Here is a 15548-nt window from a genome sequence, read left to right on the forward strand (position 1 = left end):
AGCGCGGTTTATTCCGCCCAGGCCGGATCGCCGGTAAACACCACGGTGATCCAGCGATCCGGGCCTTCGCCACCAACGGCCTCGCCGACCTCGTCGCGCAAGGCATCCCACTCGGCGATCGAGCGTGCCGGCATGTCCGCGGGCACGATGAAGTAGAGTTCGATCTCGCGTGAGCGACCGACCTTGGCCACGTAGGCCTTGTAGGACTTCAGGCCGTGCCTGGCAACGAATTCTCGGGCGACGGTGTCGACGTGCAGCTTGAGGTCCCCGGGGGTCACCAGGAAGATCTCCGACAGTGCCTGGCGCACCACCGACAGTGGCAGCGGAATGATCACCAGGCAGACCAGTGCCAGGACCGCAGGGTCGATATAGGGCGATACCCATTCCCACTGCGTGCCCTGCACCGCGTAGCCGAAGCAGAAGGCGATCAGCAATGCGGCGGTGATGCTGGCCGACATCACCCAGCCTTTGACGTCCATGCGCACAAAGTCGGACTTCAGCTTGCGGTTGGCGCGGTTCTCGACCACGGCGATGGTCGCGCAGGCGACCACGGTGAGCAGCGCATAGACCATCGCGATGCCGAACTCCAGGTGGCGACCGCCTTGCAGCAGGCTGCTCACCGCGTTGATCAGCGCGTAGATGGCGACGCCGCTGAGCAGGATGCCATTGAGTGCCAGGACCATCGGCTCCAGGTGCCAGAAGCCCATGGTGAAGCGCTCGCGCAGCTTGCGCGAGAGTTGCAGGCTGGTGGCGTGGGAAGTGATCAGTTTGACCACGACCAGCGACAGCCCGCTCATGCTGGCGTCGACCAGCGAATAGACGCCGTCGAAGACGATCGAGAACGAGCCAGAGGCCAGGCCGAAGCCGATGCCGATGGTGGCGATGAACAGGGTGACGGCGATCGAGGTGCGTAACAGGCCCTGTTCGCTGGTGATATCGAAGAAAGAAGAACGAGTTGCGATTTGCATGTATTTTGCTCGGTAAATAACGATGTTGCTGTGTTGACTGTGCTGGCCGCTTCGCGGCGCAGACACATTGGCCCTTACAGGCTAGACACGAAACTGCTCCATCAGCGCCTGCTGCTGGTTGGCCAGTCGATTCAGCGCCTGGCTGATGCGTGCTGATTCATCGGCCTGGCCCGACAGTGACTCGGTCACGTCGCGAATCCCGGCCACGTTGCGGTTCACTTCCTCGGCCACCGCACTCTGTTCCTCGGCCGCCGAGGCAATCTGCAGGTTCATGTCGCTGATCACCGCCACGGCCTCGCCAATGCGCTCCAGCGCGGGCAGTGCCTGTTCCATGCGCGTGGCGCTGGCCTGGGCCTGGCGCTGGCCTTCATGCATGGCGCCAACCACGTCCTGGGTGCCTTGCTGCAGCCCTTCGATCACCTGGCGAATCTCTTCCACCGACACCTGGGTGCGTTGGGCCAGGCTGCGCACTTCGTCGGCGACCACGGCAAAACCACGCCCGGCCTCGCCTGCGCGTGCGGCTTCGATGGCGGCGTTGAGGGCCAGCAGGTTGGTCTGCTCGGCAATCGCGCGGATCACCTCGAGCACCGAGCCGATCTGCTCGCTGCGCTGCTCCAGCGCACGGGCCTCGTCCATGGCGGTGTCCATGCCGCTGGCCAGCTGGTCGATGGTCTGGCGGGTGCTGGCAATCAGCTGCAAGCCTTCGCGGCTGGCCTGATCGGCACCGCGTGCAGCCTGGGCCGCCTGGGCGGCGTTGTGGGCAACATCCTGGGCGGTGGCACTCATTTCGTTGGCGGCGGTGGCGACCTGTTCGATTTCCCGTTGTTGCTGCTGCATGCCATTGCTGGTCTGGCTGGCGATAGCGGCGGACTGGTCGGCGGTGCCGCGGGCTTCGAGCAGCGAACCTTTGACTTGAGCAATCACCGGTTGCAGCTTGTCGAGGAAACGGTTGAACCAGCCTGTCAGCTGGCCCAGTTCGTCCTGGCGGGCGTAGTCCAGGCGGCGGGTGAGGTCACCTTCGCCGCTGGCGATGTCTTCCAGGCGGGCGGCTACGGCCAGAATCGGCCGGGTAACGCCACGCGCAGTCAGCCAGACCAGCAGCAGGCCAATGATGGCGGCGCCCAGGCCGATCAGCAGGCTGGTCAGGTTGGCGCTCTGGTTATGGCTGTCCAGGCGCTGGTTGAGGGCCAAGGCCGGCGCTTGCAGTACCGCCTCGGGCAGTTCCAGTTGCACCTGCCAGGGGGTGGCGTCAGGAATCGGCGTGAACGGCCGGGCCACGCGCAGCAGGCCTTGGTCCACCTGCTTGTCCAGCAGCTGGCCCAGCTTGCTGGCGTCACGGCTGTTCCCGGCGAGCAGGCCGGCAGCGCTGACGATGCTGACCTGGCCTTGGCCGTCGAACAGTTCCTGGCGGCCATCCAGGCTCAGTTGCTGGAGGTTGTCCAGGCCGATGTCCAGGCCGACCACACCGACCACCTTGCCGTTTTCCAGCAGGGGCAGGGCGATGCTGGTCATCAGTACCTGATGGCCATTGACGTCGTCGAGGTAAGGTTCGAGCACGCAGGCCCTTGCGGTTTCCTGCGGGCAAGTCAGCCAGCGGTTCTTGGCCAGGCCATTGGTGCCAGGGCTGTTGTCGTTCAGCATCGATTCGGGCATCGCCTCAAGGTCCAGGGTGCCTGGGCGAGGCTGCGACCAATACAGCGAGAAGCGCCCGCTTTCGTTGCTGCCGCTGGACTCCTGGCCGATGAACTGGTTATCCAGGTGGTCGAGCGCATTGGGCTGGAACACCAGGTACAGGCCGATCACGTCCGGGTTGCCGGCCAGGCTGGCGTGGGCCTGGCGGGTCAATTCGGCGCGCAGGTCGGTGCCGCCCTTGGCCTTGAGCACCTGTACCAGGCGGGCGAAGCCGTTGCCGTACTGGTAGGCGTCCATGAAGTAGCGCTGGATGCGCAACGCTTGGGTCTCGGCGTGGGCCTGCAGGCGCAGGCGTGCGCTGTGTTCGAGCATTTCGGTACTGGCCTGGTTTACCAGCGCTGCGCTACGCCGCGACTGGGTCAGCGAGCTGGCGACCAGCAAGGCGACGATGACCAGCAGGCAGAGGCCGGTGAGCAGGGTGATCTTCCACTGGATGGACAGGCGACGCAGCAGCATGAGGACTTTCCTTATCGTTCAACAACAACGCCCGCGTTCAGGCGCGGGCGTTGTCGGTGGCTGGAGTCAATCAGCGACGTAGTTCGGTGGCGAGACCCGGAAAGCCTTGGTCAGCCAGGCCAGGTGCAGCAGCCCTGCCAGTGCCCAGAGGCCGCCGAAGATCAACGAGTTCTCGTTGAGGTCGAGCCAGAGCTTGGCGATGATGCAGAAGCCGATGGTCGGCAGCACCAGGTACTTCATCTTGTTGGCCAGCCCATGGCGATTGCCCTCGCGCAGGTAGCAGTGGTTGATCACCGACAGGTTGACGAAGCTGAAGGCAACCAGCGCGCCGAAGTTGATGATCGAGGTGGCGGTTACCAAGTCGAAGAAAATTGCCGAAAGGGCGATAACACCGACCACTGCAATGTTCACGATCGGGGTCTTGTAGCGTGGGTGCAGGCGGGCGAACACGCTGCTCGGGATCACATTGTCACGGCCCATGACGTACAGCAGGCGCGACACGCTGGTCTGCGAAGCCAGGCCCGAGGCGATGGTATTGATCACCGTGCAGGCAATGAAGATCGACTGGAACAGCTTGCCACCGACATACAGGGCAATTTCAGGCAAAGCCGCTTCCGGGTCCTGGAAGCGTGCGTTGGTAGGGAAGTACGCCTGCATGAAATACGACACAGCGATGAACACCACGCCACCGATCAAGGCAGTGAGGAAGATTGCCCGCGGGATGATCTTGCCCGGGTCCTTGGTTTCTTCGGACAGGCAGGTGACCGCGTCGAAGCCCAAGAACGAGAAGCACAGAATGGTTGCACCGGCAGCCAGGGCGCTGAGGTGCGTCTGCGAGTCGGCGAACGGCAGCAGGCTCCAGGTGGTTCCCAGCCCCTCGCCCTGGTCCAGGCCACGAACGCAGAGGTAGATGAACACAGACATGATCATCAACTGCACGACCACGAACAGCAGGTTGAAATGCGCGACCAGGTTGATACTGCGCATGTTGATCAGGCTGATCAGGGTGACGAAGCCGGCCACCCACATCCACGCCGGCACTTCAGGGAACATGGCCGAAAGGTAGAGTTTGGCCAGCAGCGCGTTGACCATGGGCAGCAAGAGGTAATCCAGCAGCGAAGACCAGCCGACCAGGAAGCCCACGTGCGGGTTGATTGCGCGTTGGGTGTAGGTATAGGCGGAGCCGGACTGCGGGAAGCGGCGGACCAGTGTGCCGTAGCTCACTGCGGTGAACAGAACGCCGGCCAGGGCCAGCAGGTAGGCGCTGGGGACGTGGCCGTTGGTAACGCCGGACACGATGCCGAAAGTGTCGAATACGGTCATGGGCGTAAGGTACGCCAAACCGATGATGACCACGTGCCAGAGGCGCAGGGATTTACGGAATTGGCCGTTGCCGGTGGCGTTGTGGTCATGCTGCATGCTGGTGTGGCTCCATGTTGTTCACCTTTTTTGTTTGGAGCAGAGATAGGCGCGTGCTAGGCGCCGGCGTCAGGCTGGCAGTGCCTTGGCGAGGAGGTTGAAGCGTGCGGGCAGGGGCATCCGAGCATCATGACGGCGCGACTTTTTCTTCTTCGTGGATCGGGCGCTGGGCGAGGTGGTGAAAATAAAAAACGATTGATAGGTAGGCGTCAAGTTAAACATGACAAGATGTTGCGAAATTGAAATATTTATCGGTTAAACGGCCTGAATGTTCGGTTTTTGCTCGTTTTTTTGCGATTTCGATCGACTTGAATGTTCGTAAAAATTAACGATCAGCTGGATTGTCGGACATTTCCCAAATCGCCATATCTGCTCAGGGGGCGTCACCCGCCTGCCACCGCAGTGATATCCTTTTGCATCCCGCCCATATGGACATCGATCGGTTCTATTCATGAAGAAATCATTAGGCATCCTTTCCGGCCTGGCCATCGCCATCGCCGTCGTGAGCACAGCTGGCGCCTGGTACACCGGCAAACAGCTGCCTGGCGAGCTGGACAACGCCGTCAGCCGCAGCAACGAACAGCTCAAGAAGGCCCTGACCAACTATGGCGGCAGCATGACCGTCGAGTTGGTCTCGCTCGATCAGCATTTCTTCAGCAGTACTGCGCAGTACCGGCTCAAGGCCAAGGACATCAACCTTGGCCACGGCGAAGTGGTCAGTTTCGACCTCGGCATGACCGACCAGATCGAGCATGGCCCGTTCCCGTGGTCGCGGGTCAAGGCACTGAAACTGATGCCGGTGCTGGCTGCGAGCAGCAGCAGCCTGCAGAAGGATGATCTCACTGCGCCGTGGTTCGCTGCCGCAGGCGAGCAGTCGCCGATCATTGCGTATACCAGCCTGGGCTTCTCGGGCAATGTCGACAGCAACATCACCTTGGCACCGCTCAAGCGTACCGAGGCCGATGGCAGCAGCCTGGACTTTTCGGGGATGTCGCTGGAGGTCAGCGCTGATCAGGAAGGCAAGGCGTCGAAGTTCCATGGCAGCGCGGATCGCTTCGTGATGAAGCTGGTCGGCGAGGACCATCCGCCGGCCACCCTCGAGCTCTCCGGGTTGAAGGTGGGTGGCAATCTGGCGGCCAGCAAGCATGACGCCGTGTACGTCGGCAATGTCGACCTGCTGCTGGCCGAGGCCAAGGCGACCTTGGGTGGCAAGCAGCAGGTGCTGGTGCTCAAGGGCCTTGAGCAGAACCTCCTGCAAACCCTGGATGGCCCGGACACCGTTGGCGGCCGCGTGGATTACCGGGTAGCGGACATCACCTGGGATGGCCGCGCAGTCGGTAACGCGCAGATGGGTGTGAGCATCAAGTCGCTCAATGCCCCGGCCTTGCAGTCGCTGTCGAAGTGGTACCAGGCCCACCTGCCGGAGTTCGAAGCGGCTCAGGCGGCCGGGCAGCCGGTGCCGGAAATCCAGATGGATGAGGCGGAAAAAGCCAGGTTCCACGGTGACCTGCAACAGTTGCTGGCCTCCAAGCCCAAGCTGGCCATCGAGAACCTGGCGTTCCGCACTGCCAATGGCGAGAGCCGTTTCGACCTGTCGATGGATTTCGCCAGCCCGGCCTCGTTCGACCTGCCGCCTGACCAGTTGAGCAAGCAACTGATCACCGAGGTGAAAAGCAAGCTGTCGTTGTCCAAGCCGATGATCGGCGACCTGGCGACCTTGCAGGCGCTGCTGGAAGGGCAGACCGATGCCCAGGCGATTGCTTCGCAATCGAGCCAGGCTGGGGAGATGGTCGGCATGATGGCGGTGCAGAGCGGCATGGCCACCGTGCAGGGCAACGATGTGGTGTCGAGCCTGCACTATGCCGATGGCATGGTCGACTTCAACGGCAAGAAGATGACCGTCGAAGAGTTCGCCATGCTGCTGGCGGCACATTTTGCCGCCATGCAGCCGCAGGGCTGATGTGATGCCTGTGCTGGCCTCTTCGCGGCCAGCACAGGCATCACAAAAACCGCTTTTGAATTCCCCTGATTGTCTGTAGCCTTCGGCGTCCGATAATAATCCGCGCCCGCAGAGGGCCGTGGCGGCACGCCTGCCGTCCGGCACCCCTAGCCGATCTGCCAGGGCCGGGTGATACACTCGATTTGACGCGCACACGCGCCTGCAGGTCCAGCGATCATGACCCAGATTTCCGAACGCCTGTTGGTTCAGGCCCACCTTGACGCCAAGCAGCCCAACCCGCTGACCGCCGAGCAGGAGGCCGAATACCGTGCGGCCATCGCTGCCGAGCTGAAAGCGCAGAATGCCGTGCTGGTAGCCCACTATTACTGCGACCCGGTCATCCAGGCGCTGGCCGAAGAAACCGGCGGCTGCGTGTCCGACTCGCTGGAGATGGCCCGTTTCGGCAAGAACCATCCGGCCGAGACGGTGATCGTCGCCGGTGTGCGCTTCATGGGCGAAACCGCCAAGATCCTCACCCCGGAAAAGCGCGTGCTGATGCCCACCCTGGAGGCCACCTGCTCGCTCGACCTGGGCTGCCCGGTCGAAGAGTTCTCGGCCTTCTGCGACCAGCACCCCGAGCGTACCGTGGTGGTTTATGCCAACACCTCCGCGGCGGTGAAGGCGCGGGCCGACTGGGTGGTGACGTCGAGCTGCGCGCTGGAAATCGTCGAAAGCCTGATGGACAACGGCGAGACCATCATCTGGGGCCCGGACCAGCACCTGGGCCGCTATATCCAGAAGCAGACCGGTGCCGACATGCTGTTGTGGGACGGTGCCTGCATCGTTCACGAAGAGTTCAAGTCGCGCCAGCTGGCCGACATGAAGGCGCTGTATCCGGATGCCGCCATCCTGGTGCACCCGGAGTCGCCGGAAGCGGTGATCGAGCTGGCCGACGCGGTGGGCTCCACCAGCCAGCTGATCAAGGCGGCGCAGACCCTGCCGAACAAGACTTTCATCGTCGCCACCGACCGCGGCATCTTCTACAAGATGCAGCAGCTTTGCCCGGACAAGGAGTTCGTCGAAGCGCCGACAGCCGGTAACGGCGCGGCGTGCCGCAGCTGCGCGCACTGCCCGTGGATGGCGATGAATACCCTGGAGCGGGTGCTGCATTGCTTGCGCAACGGCGGGGATGAGATTTTCGTCGACCCGGCGCTTGTGCCGAAGGCGATCAAGCCGCTGAACCGCATGCTCGACTTTACCCAGGCGGCTCGCCTGAAGCTCTCCGGTAACGCCTGAGTCAGCTGGGGCGCAAAGCGCCCCCAAATTATCAGCGGCCCATCATTTCCTGAACCATGCGCTTCTGTTCCATGATCTCGCGCTGGCGCTGGTCGATCTGCGAAGCCAGCGGGAAGTTGCTGCCCGCACGGCGCTTGGCGTAATCCAGCTGCTGTACCGCCTGGTCGAAATCCCCCACCAGAGTGAAGTACTCCGCCCGTGCCCGGTGCAGGCCGATGGTGTTGCCCGATAACCCGCGCACTTCAGCCATGTCGTACCAGACGTCCGGGTCATCCGGCCGGCTCTTGAGCAGGTCGTCCAGCACCTTCTCCGCCTCGGCCGGCTTGTTCTGCTTGACCAGCAGGTCGGCACGCACCTGTTTCAGCGGGTAGTTGCCCGGGTACAACCCCTGCATGCGCTCGGCGCGTTGCTGCGCGTCGGCCAGGCGGTTGTTGGTGATGTCCAGGTCAATCTGCGCCAGGTTGTAGGTGATGTCGTTAGGCGCCTTGGCCAGCAGCGGCTTGAGGTTTTCCCGCGCTTCGTTGAGCTGGCCGCCCTTGATCTGCGCCAGGGCCAGGCCATAGCGCGCAGCGTCCAGTTTCGGGTCTTCGTCGAGCTGCGCGCGGAAGCGCTTGGCTGCCAGGCCTGGCGTGCCCTCGTAAGTGAGGGCCACACGGGCGCGGATCAGCTGGTAGCGCTGGCTGTCCTCGACGCCGCCCTTGGGCGCTTGTTCGGCGCGGTTGCGGGTGTCGGCGATACGCGATTCGGTCACCGGGTGAGTCAGCAGGAATTCAGGCGGCTTGGCATCGTAGCGGTACTGACGCGCCAGGCGTTCGAACATGGTCGGCATGTTGCGCGGGTCGTAGCCGGCTTTTTCCAGGTTCTGGATACCGACGCGGTCGGCTTCCTGTTCGTTCTGCCGCGAGAAGCGCCGTTGTTCCTGGATCGCTGCCGCCTGGGTGCCGGCGATCATGCCGATGCCGGCATCGCCAGCGCCGCCTGCCGCCAGCACGATGCCGGCCAGCAGCGCCGCCATCATCGGCAGCTGCATGCGCTGCTGGGCCTCGACGCCGCGGGCGAAGTGGCGTTGCGACAAGTGAGCCAGTTCGTGCGCCAGTACCGAGGCGTACTCGCCTTCGGTCTGGGCGTTGAGGAACAGGCCGCCGTTGACCCCGACGATGCCGCCAGGCGCAGCAAAGGCGTTGAGCTCGCGGCTGTCGATGAGGATGAATTCCAGGCGGCGGTCCTGCAGCTGGCTGGTTTCGGCCAGCCGATACACGGTGGTTTCGACGTAGTCCTTTAACTGCGGATCATTGAGCTGGTTGACCTGGCCACGCAGCAAGCTCAGCCAGGCGCGGCCGAGGTCGTGCTCCTGCTTGGGTGAAACGATCGCTGAACTGGCGTCGCCCAGTGACGGCAGGTCGTCGGCGTGGCCGGGAAGGGCCATCAGGCAGGCCAGCGCAAGCAGGGTGGGGCGCAGTAGATTCATGCAGAAGCTCGCGTCGATGAAAAAGCCTTACTGTAGCCGGGTCGCGCGGAGCAGACCAGTGGCGGTATGCTACCGAGCTTTACCCAAGACTATCCGCCCCGCCCTGGAGACGCGCCCGATGAGTAACACCCTGACCTGCGACGCTGAGCTCGACGCCAGCGGGTTGAACTGCCCGCTGCCGCTGCTCAAGGCGAAGATGGAGCTCAACCGCCTGGCCAGCGGGGCGGTACTGAAAGTCATCGCCACCGATGCAGGTTCGCAGCGCGACTTCCGCACTTTCGCCCAGCTTGCCGGTCATACCCTGCTGCAAGAAACGGCCGAGGCCGGTACCTACACCTACTGGCTCCGCAAGGCCTGAGCCAACCCAAGGATCGTCAATGTTCAAAGTGCTTCGCGACTGGATAGAGCGCTACTTCTCCGATGAGGAAGCAGTGGTGCTGGCGGTCCTGCTGTTCCTCGCCTTCACCGCGGTGCTCACCCTCGGAGGCATGCTCGCGCCGGTGCTGGCGGGCATGGTCCTGGCGTTCCTGATGCAGGGCCTGGTCAATGCCCTGGAGCGCCTGCGGGTGCCGACCGGTGTTGCGGTGACGCTGGTGTTCGCCCTGTTCATGGGGGCGCTGGCGGTGTTCCTGCTGGTGCTGGTGCCGCTGCTCTGGCACCAGCTGATTACCCTGTTCAACGAGCTGCCGGGGATGCTCGGCAAGTGGCAGTCGCTGCTGCTGCTGCTGCCTGAACGTTATCCGCACCTGGTCTCGGACGAGCAGGTGCTGCATGCGATCGAATCGGTACGTGGCGAAATCGGCAAGTTCGGCCAATGGGCGCTGACCTTCTCGCTGTCGAGCCTGCCGCTGCTGGTGAACGCGATGATCTACCTGGTGCTGGTGCCGATCCTGGTGTTCTTCTTCCTCAAGGACCGAGTGCTGATCGGGAGCTGGGTCAGCAGTTACCTGCCGCGTCAGCGCACCTTGCTGAACCGCGTGGGCAGCGAGATGAACCGGCAGATCGCCAACTACATTCGCGGCAAGGGCATCGAAATCCTGATCTGCGGGGTTGCCACCTACATTGCCTTCATCAGCCTGGGGCTCAATTACGCCGCGTTGCTGGCGCTGCTGGTGGGGTTGTCGGTAGTGGTGCCCTATGTGGGCGCGGTGGTGGTGACCGTGCCGGTAACGCTGATCGCGCTGTTCCAGTGGGGCTGGGGCGACCAGTTCATCTACCTGATGACGGTATACGCGATCATCCAGGGGCTGGATGGCAACGTGCTGGTGCCGTTGCTGTTCTCCGAGGCGGTGAGCCTGCACCCGGTGGCGATCATCTGTGCGGTGCTGCTGTTTGGCGGGCTTTGGGGATTCTGGGGGATCTTCTTTGCGATCCCGCTGGCGACCTTGATCAAGGCCGTGCTGGATGCCTGGCCCAGGCAGGAAGCCAGCGTCTCACCAATGCTCTGATGCAATTGGGGCTGCAAAGCAGCCCCTATAAATCTCAGCCTTTATTCAAGGCCTGCGCAGCCGCCAACACGGCATCCACATGCCCAGGCACCTTCACGCCACGCCATTCCTGGCGCAGCACACCGTCCTTGTCGATCAGGAAGGTGCTGCGGTCGACGCCCATGTATTCCTTGCCATACAGCTTCTTCAGCTTGATCACGTCGAACAGCTGGCACAGGGCCTCGTCCTTGTCGCTGATCAGCTCGAACGGGAAGCCTTGCTTGGCCTTGAAGTTCTCGTGCGACTTGATGCCGTCGCGCGACACGCCGAACACCGCGGTGTTGGCGGCGGCAAAGGCGTCATGCTGGTCGCGGAAACCCTGGCCTTCGGTGGTGCAGCCCGGGGTGCTGTCCTTCGGGTAGAAGTACACCACCACTTGCTGGCCCTTGAGCTCGGCCAGGCTGACGGTCTGGCCGCTGGTGGCCTGGGCCTGGAAGTCGGCAACGGGTTGATCGAGTGCTACTGCCATGGTCGGTTTCCTTACATGGGGTTCTGTGGACGCCACGGCTCGATCAGTGCATCGAGGTTCAGGGCATCGGCGAAGTCCAGGAACTGGTCGCGCAGCCAGCTGATCTGCGTGCCGGCCGGCAAAATCACGGTGAACTGGGCGTTGAGCATGCTGCTGCCGGTCTGCGGCGCCAGGTAGGTGTCGCAGGTCATGGCTTCGAGCTCGACGCGGTGGTCGAGGAAGAACTGGCACAGTTCGTTGATGATGTCCGGGCGATAGGCGGCGCTGACGTAGGCCACGTAGGGCAGGGCCTGCGGGCGCACTTCCTGGTCGGCGCTGCGCACCACATCGAGGGTCAGGCCGTGTTTCTTGCCCAGGCCCGGCAGCATGGCTTCGAGGCGCGCCAGGGCATCCCAGCTGCCGCCTACTTGCAGCACCAGGGCGCTGGTCTCGCCGTGGCGGCTCAGGCGCGAGGTGACCACCGCGCAGCGGTTTTCGAAGGCAGCGCGGCTGAGGACGTTGGCCAGCTCCATGGGGTTGGGGCCCAGGGCGCTGATGACAAGGAATTGTTCGCGGACGGTGGGGGTGGACATGCAGCATTCCTAAAGCGATGAGCGGTCGGTGCAGGACGGGCGAAAGCCTCCTGTCGGCAGGGCCCGGGGCTCGCATGCGAGGACGTGGACGCTGGCCGGGGAGCAAGGTCGACGGCCCGGCGGGCCGCGCTGCACCGATCAAAGGATCAAGGGTAGCGAAATAAGGCGCTGAGGGGAATGCTCCGCCCGCCTGCTTCGCTTGTGCAAGGCCGATGCCCCCAGTACCATTACCGCTCTCTTTTTCCGGCAGGAGCAGTTACATGATTGCGGGCAGTATGGTGGCGTTGGTCACACCCATGGATGCACAAGGGCGTCTGGACTGGGTAAGCCTCGACAAACTTGTAGACTTCCACCTGGAAAACGGCACCCACGCGATCGTCGCTGTCGGCACCACCGGTGAGTCGGCCACGCTGGATGTCGAAGAACACATCCTGGTCATCAAGCATGTGGTCGAGCGCGTCAAGCGCAGCAACAAACCGATCCCGGTCATCGCCGGCACCGGTGCGAACTCCACCGCCGAAGCCGTGCACCTGACCCAGAACGCCAAGAATGCTGGCGCCGACGCCTGCCTGCTGGTGGTGCCGTACTACAACAAGCCGACCCAGGAAGGCCTGTACCAGCACTTCAAGCACATCGCCGAAGCCGTCGACATCCCGCAGATCCTCTACAACGTGCCTGGCCGCACTGCCTGCGACATGCAGGCCGAGACCGTGATCCGCCTGTCGAAGGTCAAGAACATCATCGGCATCAAGGAAGCCACCGGCGACCTGGCCCGTGCCAAGGCCATCCTCGATGGCGTCGACAAGGACTTCATCGTCATGTCCGGCGATGACCCGACTGCTGTCGAGCTGATCCTGATGGGCGGCAAGGGCAACATCTCCGTCACCGCCAACGTCGCCCCGCGCGAAATGGCCGACCTGTGCGAGGCTGCCCTTGAGGGCAATGCCGAGAAGGCCCGCGCAATCAACGAAAAACTGATGCCGCTGCACAAAGACCTGTTCTGCGAAGCCAACCCGATCCCTGTGAAGTGGGCGCTGGTGGAAATGGGCCTGATGCACAAAGGCATTCGCCTGCCACTGACCTGGCTGAGCGAAGGTTGCCACGAAAAAGTCCGTACTGCCTTGCGCCAGTCCGGCGTACTGGTTTAAGAGGAAGTACACCGCATGAAGCGACTGGCTGGTCTTTCCGCGCTCGCCCTGATCATTTCCAGCACCAGTGGGTGTGGCTGGCTGTGGGGCGAGGATGGCTATTTCCGCGACCGCGGCAGCGATTACCTGCAGGCGCACCCGACTGCGCCGATGCAGTTGCCGCCGGACGCCGGCAACGTCAAGCGCCTTGACCCGTTGCTGCCGATCCCGCGTAACGTCGCCGACGATCGCGCCACTGGCGAGTTCGAAGTGCCGCGTCCGCAACCGCTGACCGCTGGCGCCGAAGCCAGCGACTACACCTTGCAGCGCAGCGGCAGCAGCCGCTGGGTCCTGGCCCAGCACTCGCCAGCCGAAGTGTGGCCGGTGGCGCACCAGTTCTTCGAGGACAATGGCTTCCGCATCGCTGAAGAACGCCCGCAGACTGGTGAATTCAGCACCACCTGGCAGCGCTTCGATGAACTTTCGGCAGCGCTCGGCCAGCGTCTGTCGAGCACGGCCAGCAGTGGCGACAGCGAAGTGCGCGTCCGTGTGCGCATCGAGCCTGGCGTGCAACGCAACACCTCCGAGGTGTACATCGTCAGCGTCGAGCGCCCGGCCGGCAGCACCGCCGATACTGCGTTCCCGTCCACTTCGGCCAACACTGGCGCCGACGCGCTGCTGGTCGACGAAATGCTGGCCAGCATGAGCCGCAGCGCCGAGAAGGGCGGTTCGGTATCGCTGTTGGCTGCCCGTGATTTCGACGCCCCTAGCCGTGTCAGCCTGAGCGAAGACGGCAGCGGCAACCCGGTGCTGTTCCTCGGCTCGGACCTGGACCGTGCCTGGTCCGGCGTGGGCCGTGCACTGGAGCAGAGCGGCCAGTGGCGTGTCGAGGACATCAACCGCAGCCTGGGCCTGTACTACATCAACCTGTCGGAAAAGCCTGAAGACAAGCACAACGAGCCTGGCTTCTTCAGCCGCATGTTCGGCAGCGCACCGACCAAGGAAGAGCGTGAAGCCCGTGCCGAGCGTTATCAGGTGCGCCTGAGCAAGGTCGGCGAGAGCGTGCAGGTTACCGTGGAGAAGAACATCAACACCGTGGCCCCGGCCGATGTCGCCCGCCGCGTGCTGAGCGCCATTCAGGACCACCTGGGCTAAGTGCGCTTCGCGGTACTCGGAAGCGGCAGCCAGGGAAATGGCACGCTGATCGCCAGTGGTGACACGTTCATCCTGGTCGATTGCGGCTTTTCCCTGCGTGAAACCGAGCGGCGCCTGGCGCTGCTCGGGGTGTCGGCGGCACAACTGAGCGCCGTGCTGGTCACCCACGAACATGCCGACCACGTGCATGGGGTGGGGTTGCTGTCGCGGCGCTACAATGTACCGGTCTACCTCAGCCAAGGCACATTGCGCGGCATGCGCAAGCCGGTGGAGGTGGCCGGTTTTCTCGCTTGTGGCGAGCGGCTGCAGATCGGTGGCCTGGAAGTGAGCGCGGCGCGGGTCGAGCACGATGCCTACGAGCCGCTGCAGTACGTGTTCAGCGACGGCAAGCGGCGGTTCGGCATGCTCACCGACCTGGGTTCGTACGATGCGCTGCTGCTCGAGCGCTACCAGGGTCTGGACGCACTGCTGATCGAAGCCAACCACTGCCGCGACTTGCTCGCACGCGGTCATTACCCGGCTTTCCTCAAGCAGCGGGTGGGTGGCATGCAAGGACATTTGAACAATCACCAGGCCGCGCGCCTGGTGCAAGAGTTGGGCTGGAACAACCTGCAGCACCTGGTGCTGGCCCACCTCAGCAGCAAGAACAACCTGCCACACTTGGCCCGCCAGTGCTTCGTCGACACCCTTGGGTGCGACCCGGACTGGCTCCAGGTGGCGAATCAAGAACACGGGCTCGACTGGCGCGAAATCGCCTAGCCCAACACCTCAGCAAGCGGAGCCCAATCATGGAAAAACGCGACGAACTCTACCGCGGCAAGGCCAAATCGGTTTACAAGACCGACGACGCCGACCGCTTGATCCTGCTGTTCCGTAACGACACTTCGGCGTTCGACGGCAAGCGCATCGAACAGCTCGACCGTAAAGGCATGGTGAACAACAAGTTCAACGCCTTCATCATGCAGAAGCTCGAAGAAGCCGGCGTGCCGACCCAGTTCGACAAGTTGCTGGGCGACAACGAGTGCCTGGTGAAGAAGCTGGACATGATCCCGGTCGAGTGCGTGGTGCGCAACTATGCCGCCGGCAGCCTGGTCAAGCGTCTGGGCGTGGAGGAGGGCATCAAGCTGGAGCCGTCCACCTTCGAGCTGTTCCTTAAGAACGACGAGAAGGGTGACCCGTTCATCAACGAATCCCACGTGGTCGCGTTCGGCTGGGGTACCGCCGAGCAACTGGTCGAGATGAAGAAGCTGTCGCTGAAGGTCAACGAAGTGCTGAGCAAGCTGTTCGATGACGCCGGCCTGCTGCTGGTCGACTTCAAGCTGGAATTCGGTGTGTTCCACGGCCAGATCGTCCTGGGTGATGAATTCAGCCCGGACGGCTGCCGCCTGTGGGACAAGGAAACCCGCAAGAAAATGGACAAGGACCGCTTCCGTCAGGGTCTGGGCGACGTGATCGAAGCCTACGAAGAAGTTGCCAAGCGCCTGGGCGTGCCGCTGTAAG

14 protein-coding genes and 1 pseudogene are annotated in these 15548 nt (G+C 63.2%); 8 read left to right on the top strand and 7 right to left on the bottom strand.

Annotation, left to right across the window (positions count from 1 at the left end; genetic code table 11):
* Positions 1-8: 8 nt before the first annotated feature.
* From ACOKS3_RS06725 to ACOKS3_RS06740, 4 genes and pseudogenes are all read right to left on the bottom strand, one after another.
* Positions 9-968 carry a cation diffusion facilitator family transporter gene (locus ACOKS3_RS06725; protein WP_422764535.1) on the bottom strand — a complete coding sequence of 320 codons (960 nt, stop codon included), beginning with the start codon at positions 966-968 and terminating at the stop codon, positions 9-11.
* Positions 969-1049: 81 nt separating this feature from the next.
* Positions 1050-1805 (bottom strand): methyl-accepting chemotaxis protein, encoded by a 756-nt coding sequence (locus ACOKS3_RS06730; RefSeq protein ID WP_374755311.1) that lies wholly within the window; start codon positions 1803-1805, stop codon positions 1050-1052.
* Between the two features lie 150 nt (positions 1806-1955).
* Positions 1956-3116, bottom strand: a pseudogene (locus ACOKS3_RS06735) (cache domain-containing protein); the annotation flags it as partial.
* Between the two features lie 66 nt (positions 3117-3182).
* The gene (locus ACOKS3_RS06740) at positions 3183-4535 is read right to left on the bottom strand and encodes an APC family permease (RefSeq protein WP_103446255.1); all 1353 of its coding nucleotides are present in this window, start codon (positions 4533-4535) and stop codon (positions 3183-3185) included.
* 451 nt (positions 4536-4986) lie between these two features.
* Here ACOKS3_RS06740 and ACOKS3_RS06745 point away from each other — a divergent pair, with 451 nt between their 5' ends.
* Entirely contained in the window at positions 4987-6495 is a 1509-nt protein-coding gene (locus tag ACOKS3_RS06745) for a YdgA family protein (protein WP_422764536.1), read from the top strand.
* A 216-nt stretch (positions 6496-6711) separates the two neighbouring features.
* A complete protein-coding gene (nadA, locus tag ACOKS3_RS06750) occupies positions 6712-7770 on the top strand; it encodes a quinolinate synthase NadA (protein WP_016711984.1) in 1059 nt (352 codons plus the stop codon).
* A gap of 31 nt (positions 7771-7801) precedes the next feature.
* Here the strand turns inward: nadA and ACOKS3_RS06755 are convergent, their stop codons facing one another.
* On the bottom strand, positions 7802-9238 hold the full coding sequence (locus ACOKS3_RS06755) for a M48 family metalloprotease (RefSeq protein ID WP_422764537.1): 1437 nt from the start codon (positions 9236-9238) through the stop codon (positions 7802-7804).
* 118 nt (positions 9239-9356) lie between these two features.
* Here ACOKS3_RS06755 and ACOKS3_RS06760 point away from each other — a divergent pair, with 118 nt between their 5' ends.
* Positions 9357-9596, top strand: coding sequence for a sulfurtransferase TusA family protein (locus ACOKS3_RS06760; protein WP_003254745.1), 240 nt, complete (start codon positions 9357-9359; stop codon positions 9594-9596).
* Positions 9597-9615: 19 nt separating this feature from the next.
* A complete protein-coding gene (locus ACOKS3_RS06765; protein WP_103446258.1) occupies positions 9616-10686 on the top strand; it encodes an AI-2E family transporter in 1071 nt (356 codons plus the stop codon).
* A gap of 34 nt (positions 10687-10720) precedes the next feature.
* Here ACOKS3_RS06765 and ACOKS3_RS06770 read toward each other — a convergent pair whose 3' ends face one another.
* Both ACOKS3_RS06770 and ACOKS3_RS06775 read right to left on the bottom strand, forming a co-directional pair.
* A complete protein-coding gene (locus ACOKS3_RS06770; protein ID WP_103446259.1) occupies positions 10721-11194 on the bottom strand; it encodes a peroxiredoxin in 474 nt (157 codons plus the stop codon).
* 11 nt (positions 11195-11205) lie between these two features.
* On the bottom strand, positions 11206-11766 hold the full coding sequence (locus ACOKS3_RS06775; RefSeq protein ID WP_013973793.1) for a glycine cleavage system transcriptional repressor: 561 nt from the start codon (positions 11764-11766) through the stop codon (positions 11206-11208).
* A 260-nt stretch (positions 11767-12026) separates the two neighbouring features.
* Between ACOKS3_RS06775 and dapA the strand changes: the two genes are divergently transcribed.
* From dapA to purC, 4 genes are read left to right on the top strand one after another with little or no spacing between them, the layout of a single operon-like run.
* Positions 12027-12914, top strand: coding sequence for a 4-hydroxy-tetrahydrodipicolinate synthase (gene dapA / locus ACOKS3_RS06780; protein ID WP_103446260.1), 888 nt, complete (start codon positions 12027-12029; stop codon positions 12912-12914).
* A gap of 15 nt (positions 12915-12929) precedes the next feature.
* Positions 12930-14048: an outer membrane protein assembly factor BamC gene (gene bamC / locus ACOKS3_RS06785; protein ID WP_103446261.1), complete on the top strand. Its 1119-nt coding sequence runs from the start codon at positions 12930-12932 to the stop codon at positions 14046-14048.
* Entirely contained in the window at positions 14049-14807 is a 759-nt protein-coding gene (locus tag ACOKS3_RS06790) for an MBL fold metallo-hydrolase (RefSeq protein ID WP_103446262.1), read from the top strand.
* A 29-nt stretch (positions 14808-14836) separates the two neighbouring features.
* On the top strand, positions 14837-15547 hold the full coding sequence (purC, locus tag ACOKS3_RS06795) for a phosphoribosylaminoimidazolesuccinocarboxamide synthase (protein ID WP_011535129.1): 711 nt from the start codon (positions 14837-14839) through the stop codon (positions 15545-15547).
* Position 15548: the final 1 nt, after the last annotated feature.

Origin of the sequence: Pseudomonas sp. HS6-2, assembly GCF_049325675.2 — a bacterium.
In the GTDB taxonomy this organism is placed as follows: Bacteria; Pseudomonadota; Gammaproteobacteria; order Pseudomonadales; family Pseudomonadaceae; genus Aquipseudomonas; species Aquipseudomonas putida_N.

Bases quoted from the DNA above. Each gene is read 5' to 3' on its own strand.
- dapA (WP_103446260.1), top strand. From the start codon at position 12,027: ATGATTGCGGGCAGTATGGTGGCGTTGGTCACACCCATGGATGCACAA.
- bamC (WP_103446261.1), top strand. From the start codon at position 12,930: ATGAAGCGACTGGCTGGTCTTTCCGCGCTCGCCCTGATCATTTCCAGC.
- nadA (WP_016711984.1), top strand. From the start codon at position 6,712: ATGACCCAGATTTCCGAACGCCTGTTGGTTCAGGCCCACCTTGACGCC.
- ACOKS3_RS06725 (WP_422764535.1), bottom strand. From the start codon at position 968: ATGCAAATCGCAACTCGTTCTTCTTTCTTCGATATCACCAGCGAACAG.
- ACOKS3_RS06745 (WP_422764536.1), top strand. From the start codon at position 4,987: ATGAAGAAATCATTAGGCATCCTTTCCGGCCTGGCCATCGCCATCGCC.
- ACOKS3_RS06755 (WP_422764537.1), bottom strand. From the start codon at position 9,238: ATGAATCTACTGCGCCCCACCCTGCTTGCGCTGGCCTGCCTGATGGCC.
- ACOKS3_RS06760 (WP_003254745.1), top strand. From the start codon at position 9,357: ATGAGTAACACCCTGACCTGCGACGCTGAGCTCGACGCCAGCGGGTTG.
- ACOKS3_RS06770 (WP_103446259.1), bottom strand. From the start codon at position 11,194: ATGGCAGTAGCACTCGATCAACCCGTTGCCGACTTCCAGGCCCAGGCC.
- ACOKS3_RS06775 (WP_013973793.1), bottom strand. From the start codon at position 11,766: ATGTCCACCCCCACCGTCCGCGAACAATTCCTTGTCATCAGCGCCCTG.
- ACOKS3_RS06740 (WP_103446255.1), bottom strand. From the start codon at position 4,535: ATGCAGCATGACCACAACGCCACCGGCAACGGCCAATTCCGTAAATCC.
- ACOKS3_RS06765 (WP_103446258.1), top strand. From the start codon at position 9,616: ATGTTCAAAGTGCTTCGCGACTGGATAGAGCGCTACTTCTCCGATGAG.
- ACOKS3_RS06730 (WP_374755311.1), bottom strand. From the start codon at position 1,805: ATGCAGCAGCAACAACGGGAAATCGAACAGGTCGCCACCGCCGCCAAC.
- purC (WP_011535129.1), top strand. From the start codon at position 14,837: ATGGAAAAACGCGACGAACTCTACCGCGGCAAGGCCAAATCGGTTTAC.